Here is an 8987-nt window from a genome sequence, read left to right on the forward strand (position 1 = left end):
TCTCCGGGCCCTGTCGCCGACAGCGCTTGCCGGAACCGGAGAGGTTGTCGGCGTATTCCTCAGCGCCAGAGGTCGGGGCCGAAGACCTCGTAGTGGATGGCGGCGGGGTGCAGCCCCCTGGCCAGCAGTTCGCCCCGCACCGTGCGCATGAACGGCAACGGTCCGCAGAGGTACGCGGCGGTGTCGGGGGCGAGGGTCAGATGGTCGAGCGCGGCACGGCCGGCGAAGACGTTGAGGCCGGGCGAGTGGTGCGCGTCGTTCTCGTACCAGAGATGCAGGTCGGCGCTGGTCAGGCGGCTGACGAGGTCCGCCTGCTCGTCGCGGTGGACATGGTCGGCGGGAGTGCGGTCGGCGTGGACGACGGTGACCGGGCGAGCCGAGGAGGTGAGGGCGAGGTGGTGGAGCATCGACAGCATGGGGGTGATGCCGATGCCGGCCGAGGCGAGGAGGAGGGGAGTGTCGGAGTCGGGCAGTACGAGGTCGCCGGCGGGCAGCGACACCTCCAGGAGGTCGCCCACCTCGGCGTGGGTGTGCAGCCAGGACGAGACCTCGCCGTCGGGGACGGTGGCGGCGACGGCCTTCTCGCGCTTGACGGTGATGCGCCAGGTCTTGTGATCGGGTGCGGTGGACAGGCTGTACTGGCGGATCTGGCGTGCCCCGTCCGGTAGTTGCACGCGGACACTGACGTACTGGCCGGGCCGGAAGGGGGCGGTGGGACGGCCGTCGGTCCGGCGCAGGACGAGGGAGATGGTGTCGGCGGTCTCCTGGCGGCGCTCGACTGTCTCCATGTTGCGCCACACGTCGCCGTCGTCCACGTCGGCCTCGGCGTACAGACGGGCCTCGATGGCGATGAGGGCGTTGGCCATCAGCCAGTAGACCTCGTCCCAGGCGGCGCCGACCTCGGGGGTGACGGCGTCACCGAGGACCTCGGCGACGGCTCCGAGCAGGTGGCGACCGACCAGGGTGTACTGGTCGGCGGTGATGCCCAGGGAGACGTGCTTGTGGGCTATGCGCGACAGGACGGCGTCCGGGCGTTCGTCGGGCCGCTCGATCAGGAGGGTGGCGAAGGCCGCCACCGCGCCGGCCAGTGCCTCGCGCTGGGCGCCGGTGGCCTGGTTGGTCCGGTTGAACAGATTCCGCAACAGCTCCGGGCGCTCCTCGAACATCCGTCGGTAGAACAGCTCGGTGATGGTGCTCAGTGAGGCTCCCACCGCGGGAAGCGTCGCTCGTACGACGGGAACCGACTGTGCGGACAGCATCAGACACACACTCCTTGAACGATGTTCGGATCAGTTCTGGCTGAATTGGTATTTGAGATGCATATTTTTGGTCGTGGTTTCTGTCCTTCGGGTGCGATCCCGTCGAGGGCGGTCGGCGGTCAGCTCGGGGGAGTGCCCATCGCCAGCAGTACCGGTCCCGTCGGTGACGTCACGAGGTCGGCCACGGTCACGTCGTTCAGTGAGGTGTAGAACGCCTCCTGGGCGTCCCGCAGTGCCCGCCTCAGTCGGCAGGCGCCCGCGAGGGGGCAGGGTGCTTCGCCCTCGCACGCGACCGCTTCCCGGTCGCCCTCCAGGGTCCTGACCAGATCCCCCACACGAGTGCGCCGGCCCGCGGTGGTGAGCGTGAGTCCGCCGCCCCTTCCACGCCGCGCCTCGATCACCCCCAGGTGCTGCAATTGTGCGATGGCCTTCGCCATGTGCGTGTAGGGGACGTGCATGGAGTCGGCGATCTGCCTCGTGGTCAGCAACTCCTCGCTGTCCACGACAGCCAGGCGCATCACTGCCCGGAGTGCGAGATCCGTGTATCTGGTCAGCCTCACGGCGGCAGCCTATCAATGTTGCATGTGAGATGCGTATTTGGCGGGGGTCGGGCACCGGAACGCCGAAGGCGCGCACAGCGAGCGGGCGGTGAGGCCCAACTCGGTGTGCGCGCCTTCGGGTTCACTGTACGGCGCCAGCTGTACCTCCGGCCTATCGGCGGAGGGTGATGCCCTTGGTCGCGGTCCCCGTGCGGTTGTCATAGACGACGGCGCCCGAGGACTTCTTCCAGATCTGGATGCGGAACGTGTCCGGCTTGTCGGTCGCCGTGATGCGGAAGGCGTAGCCGTCCTTGCCGTTGACCTTGCCGGAGCCCTGGTAGACCGCCGTGGAGCCGGTGATCACCAGCCAGTCCGAGGACGTGGCGCGCAGTTGCACCACTGCCTTGGACTTCCCGGGCGCCTTCAGGTCGAAGGAGGCCGTGCCCGTCGGAACCGTGCCGCCCTTCTTGTAGGAGGCGCCGAAGGAGAAGGACGCCTTGGCGGTCAGCTTCGGGTCGGCCGGGTAGGCGCCCGGCCGGGAAGCGATCACGCCGTTGCCGGTCACGGAGCCGGCCTTGGGGTCGTACACGATCAGCTCGGGAAGCTGGCTGGTGGCCGAGGCTCCGTCGTCGTCCGTCACCGTGACCGTCGGGCGGAGGATTCCCGCCTTCAGGTAGGCGTGGCTCGCCTCGCAGACGCCGCCCGTTACCTTGCCGGCCGTCGGGGTGGTGCCGTCCTTCCAGTCGATCCTGCAGGTGTGGGTGTCGGCGCTGCCCGGGTCGGTGAACTTCGCCGAGATGCGGGCCGGGGTCTGCTTGCCCGCAGCGACCGGGGTCTTCGGACCCTGGACCGAGGTGATCGCCGGAGGCGCGTTCGAGACGGTCACCGTCAGGGTGTCCTTGCTGCGACCGCCCGTCAGTGTGACCTCGTACGTGCCGTTGTCCCGGCAGGTGATGGTGGTCGGGACCGTGGTCCGGCTGGAGAACGTGCAGGGCGTTGCCGCGTCCACGCTCCAACTCGGCTTTCCTGCCCCGGAGATGCTGCCCGTGAGCGGGATCGCGCTGCCTTCCTGGCCCGTTGTGTCCGCACCGGCGTGGACGATGGTCACCGGGTCGATGCTCGACAGGGTCGGGACGACCTTCTTGATCGATCCGTCGGCGTCGAACTCCAGCTTGTCGATGGTCGTTTCGCGGTGCATGCCGTCACCGCCGGGGATGGCGAAGCGGTGGTAGGCGATGTACCAGTCGTCGGTGTTCGGGACGTGGACCACCGAGTGGTGGCCGGGGCCCTTGATGCCCAGCGAGAGGTCCTTCTGCAGGATCACACCGCGCTTGGTCCAGGGGCCCGTCGGCGAGGAACCGGTCGCGTAGGCCACCTGGTAGTTCTCGTCGCGGGTGTCGTTCTCCGACCACATGAAGTAGTAGGTGGCGCCCCGCTTGATGACGAACGAGCCCTCGTTGTAGCCGCTCGGGGTGATGTCGGTGACCTTCGACGCGTCGAAGGAGACCATGTCGTTGTTGAGCGGGACCACGTAGGCGCGGCCGTTGCCCCAGTACAGGTACGACTGGCCGTCGTCGTCGGTGAAGACCGCCGGGTCGATCATCTGGCCCGGGTGGTCACCCGCCTTCAGCAGCGGCTTGCCCAGGGCGTCCTTGAACGGGCCGGTCGGGGAGTCCGAGACCGCCACGCCGATGTTCGCGTCGGCGCAGAAGTAGAAGTAGTACTTGCCGTTCCGCTCCTCCATGGTCGGCGCCCAGGCGCGGCTGTCGGCCCAGCTGACGTCGGGACCGAGGTCCAGGATGACGCCGTGGTCCTTCCAATGGACCAGGTCGGTGGAGGAGTACGCCTTGAACTGCGTCCCGCTCCAGCCCTCGAAGCCGTCGGTGGTCGGGTAGATGTAGAAGGTGTCGCCGAACCTGACGATGTTCGGGTCGGCGTTCAGACCCGGCAGCACCGGGCTCTTCATCTCGACCGCCGAGACGGTCCAGGTGCGCTTCTTGCCGTCGGAGCCGGTGACCTCGTACGTGACCGGCTTGGTGAAGTCGCGCAGGGTGCCGGAGGCGGGGCTGATGCTCGCGCCGTGGGCCAGGGTGAACTGCGGCGCCAGCGACTTGACGTCACTGCCCGGGTTGAGCGGCAGGACGACCTTGCTGTCCTTGTCGTTGATGATCGCGTCGACCTTGAGCGCCGGGTGGGTCACCGTGGCGATCCCGGTGGTGTTGCCGCCGAGCTCCAGGACCTCGGCGGGCGTCAGGGCCCGGTTGTAGATCCGGAAGTCGTCGACCTCGCCGCCGAAGTACGGGTCCGGGGAGTACAGGGACTTGCCGATGTAGCCGGAGTAGTCCTTCGAGGCGTCGTACAGGTCGGACGGCTTGATGGTGACACCGTTGACGCGGGCCGTCTCGGCGCCGTTCACATAGAGGATCGCCGTCTCGGTCGCGCCGTCCAGGGTGACGGTGACGTGCTGCCACTCGCCGGCGGTGAGCGGGGAGCCGCCGATCATCTGCTTCTCACCGGACCAGGTGGCCTTGGTGATCGCGGAGAACAGCTTGCCGCCGCCGTTGGAGGGCGAGGCGAACAGGTACTTGTTGCTGTCCGGGCCGAGGCCGAAGAGCCACTGGAAGTTGTCGCCGCCCTTCCACTTGACGTACGTGGAGACGGTGACGCTGTTCGTGTCCTTCAGAACCCCGTTGGGGATCTTCACGTACGGCGAGCTGGAGCTGCTGTTGCCGCCGGACATCTGGAACGAGCCGCCGTGCACGCCGGTCCCGAAGGCGGGCGTACGGACGTAGGTGCCGTGGTAGCCGTGGCCGCTGGAGTCGCGGGCGATGCTGCCGCCCGTCTCGTCGAAGTCGTAGTGCAGGAGCAGGTCGGCCGGGACGTCGGGGCCCTCGGCGGAGACCGTGATCTCGGCGCTGACCGCGATGGCCGAGTCGCCCGCGAGGTCGCCCGTCACCGTGAAGGTGCCGGCCTGCGCGTACTGCGACGGGTCCACGTTCGCCCAGGTGACCGCGACGGGCCGCTTCACGCCGTCCCCGGTCTCGGCGATGACGGTGGCGGGGAGGACGGGAGCCTCACCGATGCGCGTCTCGACCTTGACGTTCTCGGCGCTCGTGATGATCTGGTCCGGCTGGTAGGTGCTCAGCAGACGGTCGTACTCGGCCTGCGTGACCGGGAGCACGGTGCCGTGCCGGGGCTTGGACGGCAGGTCGTAGCCGGTGGACGGGGTCCAGACGCCGGAGGCCAGGTCCGTCGTCTCGAAGGGGATGTAGCCGCGACCGCCGAACTCGTCGAGGAACGCGTACCACTTCTCGTCGGTGTTCGACTTGAACACCAGGGGACCCTCGGCCGCGTTCATCGCGCCCTTGCCGATGCCCTCGGCGACGGCGGTGTAGGAGGGGTTGAGGATCGAGTCGCTCTTCTCCTCGAAGATGAACTTGCTGTTCGGCGTCGAGGAGCTGTTGTTCCGCTCGTCCTTGGACAGGCGGTAGTAGGTGTCCTTGTCCTTGATCATCGTGGAGTCGATGACCGAGTAGCCGCGGTCGATCCACACCTTGGGCGCGCTGAAGGTGCGGAAGTCCCGGGTGGTCGCGTACATCATGCGGTTGTACGTGTCGCCCGAGTGGTCGGCGTTGTCGTACAGCTTCGAGGCCCAGAACACGACGTACGAGCCGAGCTCGGCGTCGTAGAACGCCTCCGGCGCCCAGGTGTTGCCTGCCGAGTCGGGGGAGACCTTCACCAGGCGCTGGTCGGTCCAGTGGACGAGGTCCGTGGACTCCCACACCATGATGGACTTGCTGCCGGTGCGCTGGGAGGCGTCCCAGTCGCCGTTGCCGTAGATCCTGAGGTCGGTGGCGATCTGGTAGAACTTGTCGCCCTCGGGGGAGCGGATGATGAACGGGTCGCGCAGGCCCTTCTCGCCGAGCGTGGAGGTAAGGACGGGCTTGCCGTCGTTCAACTCCCGCCACTTCAACGGGTCGTTGCCCTTGCTGAGCGCCGCGTAGAGCTGTTCGCCGTCCGAGGTGCCCTCGCCGGTGAAGTAGCTGAACATATAGCCCTTGAGGGCTGCCTTCGCGGGGAGTTCGGGGACCTTGGCCGTCAGCGTGCGGGTCGCGGTGGCGGTGCCCTTGGTGAGCGTCGCGGTCAGGTCGACCGTGGTGCCGCCGGCGCCGTGCGCGGGGCGGTGCACCACACCGTCGGTCGCGATGACGTCCGGGTTCGCGGAGGACCAGGCAACCGCCGTGCCGTAGGCGCCCGTTGACGGCAGCGTGATGTTGCCGCGTACGTCGTCGATGTCCGGGACGGTCAGCGCGTCGGCGGCCTGCTGGGTGGCCGTCGCGTCGTCGAAGGTGGCCGGGACCGTGACGTCGAAGGTCTTGGTGTCGCTCACCGGGCCCTTCTTCAGGGTCGCCGTGAGCGTGGCGTGGCCGTCCGGCTGACCGGCGGCCGGGCGGGTGACCGTGCCGGAGGACGAGACCACGGACGTGTTGTCGGTCGCCCAGGTGATGGCGGAGCCGCCCGCCGGGCCCGCGCTCGGCAGCGTCAGGTCGGCGGTCACCGCGCTCGTGTCGCCCAGTGTCAGGGCCGACTTGTCGGCGGCGACGCCCTGCGCGGCGACGGGGAGGGAGAGTTCCTCGACCTCCGTGCTCGCCAGCGCCCGGTTGTAGACCCGGAAGTCGCGGATGTTGCCCTTGAACAGGTTGTCGCCCGGGTAGACCGACTTGCCTATGTAGTTGGCGGTGGTCGCGCCCGAGCCGATGGAGCCGGGGGTGAGGGTGACCGCCGTGTTGCGGCCGACCTCCACGCCGTCCTCGTAGAGCACGCCCGTGCTGCCGGTCTGCGTGTACGTGATCTGCTTCCAGACCGCGCGCTGCAGGTTCGTGCCCGCGGTCCGCGTCGTCTGCTCCGTCGACCAGTTGCCACTGGCGATGGAGGTCCGGTACGAGTTGCCCGTGGTGAACAGGTAACCGTTGCCGGCGGTGCCGCTGGTGTTGCCGAAGCCGTAGATGAAGTACGGGTTGGACTGGGTGGAGTCGACCTTCACGTCCATCGAGACGGAGATCGAGCTCATCCCGCTCATGATGTTGTCCGGCACCTTGATGTAGGTGTTGGAACCGTTGAAGGCAAGCCCGTCACCCGAGTTGGACCAGCCCGCGGTCCCGTTCACCGTGCCCGTACGGCCGTTGCCCGAGGCGTCGGTGACGGTGGTGCCGGAAGCGGCGTCGAGCTTGTACCAGAGGGCCAGGCCGTCGGTGAGGTCCGACGCGGCGGCGTGAGCGGGCACGGACAGGGCCAACGGCCCCGCGAGACCTAGCAGAAGCGATGCGGCGGTCAGTCCGGCGAGCCTCTCCGACCAGGGTCTGCGGCGGCCGCTTGATCTCGCGAGTTGCATCGTTTCGGTTCCTCTGATCGGACACAGGGGGAGGTAACGGGAGACACCAGGTTTCGTCTGTGTGTCCGCGCGTTGCGAGAGTGTCAATCGGTGCGGCCAGGGGCGTCAAGGGTTTTCGAACAACGTTCGGCAGGTCGGACAACTAGTTTTTTGCGCGACACATGCTCAAACGGAACGGAACCTGTCACAACCGTTGACGTGCGTATCTCGCGTACCTAAGTTCTGGTCGAAGTTACGCACGCTGTCCGGAATTTCGAACATTGTGACCATGAGAAGGGGCCCATTCGTGTTCCGTACCCGTCACTGGCTGACCCTCCTGGCGGCGCTGCTGGCGCTGCTCGTACCTGTCGTCGGCCTCCAGCCCGCCGCCGCGGCCGAGGGGCGTCCGTACACGAACCCCGTCAAGTCCCAGAAGGGCGCCGACCCCTGGCTCGAGTACTACAACGGCAGCTACTACCTGGTCACCACGTCCTTCACCGGCGTTCTGACCATGCGCAAGTCGCCGACCCTGGCCGGGCTCGCGACGGCTCCCAGCGTGCAGGTCTGGAGTGACACCACCTCGACCCGCAACAACAACTTCTGGGCGCCCGAACTGCACTTCTTCGACGGCCACTGGTACCTGTACTACTCCGGCGCGCCGAGCGGGGCCGCCTGCTGCGACCAGCAGCGGACCTACGTCGTCGAGAGCGCCGGCACCGATCCGATGGGCCCCTACACCTTCAAGAACCAGCTCACCGGGTCCAACCTCGACCCCGGCGGCTGGCTCATCGACGCCACCGTGCTGACGTACAACAACAAGCTCTACCTGGTCGGCAGTGGCGCCATCGGCGGCAGCAAGCAGAGCCTGGTCATCGCGCCGATGAGCAACCCCTACACGGTCAGCGGATCCACCTTCAGCCTCATCTCGCAGCCGACGCTGGCCTGGGAGACCTCCGGGGCGCCCGTCAACGAGGGCCCCGAACCGCTCTACCACGACGGCCGGACGTTCCTCACCTTCTCCGCGAGTTACTGTCAGACCGCCGACTACAAGCTCGGTCAGCTCGAACTCACCGGCACCGACCCGCTGTTGGCGTCCTCCTGGACCAAGAAGCAGACCCCCGTCTTCCAGCGCAACGACGCCGCCGGGGTCTACGGGCCGGGCCACAACGGGTTCTTCACCTCGCCCGACGGCACCGAGAACTGGATCGTCTACCACGCCAACAACTCGGCCTCGGGCGGCTGCGGCAACGGCCGTACCACCCGCGCCCAGAAGTTCACCTGGAACGCGGACGGTACGCCGAACTTCGGCACCCCGGTCGCGCTCGGCACCACCCTGCCCGGCCCGTCCGGCGAGACCGCCGCGACCCCGACCGCGTACACGCTGGTCAACCGCAACAGCGGCAAGTGCCTTGACGTGGAGGGCGGGAACACCGCCGACGGCACCAACATCCTCCAGTGGGCCTGCAACGGCGGAAACAACCAGAAGTGGCGTATCGAGGACCAGGCGAACGACACCAGCCGACTGGTCAACGTCGCCACCGGCAAGGTGATGGACACGGCGGAGTGCGCCACGGCCGACGGCGCCGATCTGCGCCAGTGGTCCTGGCTGAACAACAACTGCCAGAAGTTCAGGCTGGTTTACACGGCCACCGGTGACTACGTCCGCATCGTGAACGAGTCCACCGGCAAGGTCGCCGACGTCGCCGACTGCTCCACCGCGAACGGCGCCGACGTACGCCAGTGGTCCTGGCTGGGCAACAACTGCCAGCAGTGGCAGATCAAGCCCACCACGTGAGTCGCCGGTACTGACGGATGGTG

At 67.7% G+C, this 8987-nt stretch carries 4 protein-coding genes; 1 reads left to right on the plus strand and 3 read right to left on the minus strand.

Annotation, left to right across the window (positions count from 1 at the left end; all coding sequences use genetic code 11):
* Positions 1–59: 59 nt before the first annotated feature.
* The 3 genes from STRTUCAR8_RS34180 to STRTUCAR8_RS34190 all read right to left on the minus strand — a co-directional run bounded on the left by STRTUCAR8_RS34180 (position 60) and on the right by STRTUCAR8_RS34190 (position 7190).
* Entirely contained in the window at positions 60–1259 is a 1200-nt protein-coding gene (locus tag STRTUCAR8_RS34180) for a globin domain-containing protein (protein ID WP_006380808.1), read from the minus strand.
* Positions 1260–1378: 119 nt separating this feature from the next.
* Positions 1379–1819, minus strand: coding sequence for an RrF2 family transcriptional regulator (locus STRTUCAR8_RS34185; RefSeq protein ID WP_006380805.1), 441 nt, complete (start codon positions 1817–1819; stop codon positions 1379–1381).
* A gap of 151 nt (positions 1820–1970) precedes the next feature.
* Positions 1971–7190 (minus strand): family 43 glycosylhydrolase, encoded by a 5220-nt coding sequence (locus tag STRTUCAR8_RS34190; protein WP_006380807.1) that lies wholly within the window; start codon positions 7188–7190, stop codon positions 1971–1973.
* A gap of 268 nt (positions 7191–7458) precedes the next feature.
* Between STRTUCAR8_RS34190 and STRTUCAR8_RS34195 the strand changes: the two genes are divergently transcribed.
* Complete coding sequence (locus tag STRTUCAR8_RS34195; protein WP_044473381.1) at positions 7459–8964, plus strand: family 43 glycosylhydrolase; 1506 nt, start codon at positions 7459–7461, stop codon at positions 8962–8964.
* Positions 8965–8987 lie beyond the last annotated feature (23 nt).

This window comes from Streptomyces turgidiscabies Car8 (assembly GCF_000331005.1).
GTDB classification, from domain to species: domain Bacteria; phylum Actinomycetota; class Actinomycetes; order Streptomycetales; family Streptomycetaceae; genus Streptomyces; species Streptomyces turgidiscabies.

Excerpts from the sequence above, each read along its gene's own strand:
- STRTUCAR8_RS34195 (WP_044473381.1), top strand. The coding sequence starts at position 7,459 with ATGAGAAGGGGCCCATTCGTGTTCCGTACCCGTCACTGGCTGACCCTC.
- STRTUCAR8_RS34180 (WP_006380808.1), bottom strand. The coding sequence starts at position 1,259 with ATGCTGTCCGCACAGTCGGTTCCCGTCGTACGAGCGACGCTTCCCGCG.
- STRTUCAR8_RS34190 (WP_006380807.1), bottom strand. The coding sequence starts at position 7,190 with ATGCAACTCGCGAGATCAAGCGGCCGCCGCAGACCCTGGTCGGAGAGG.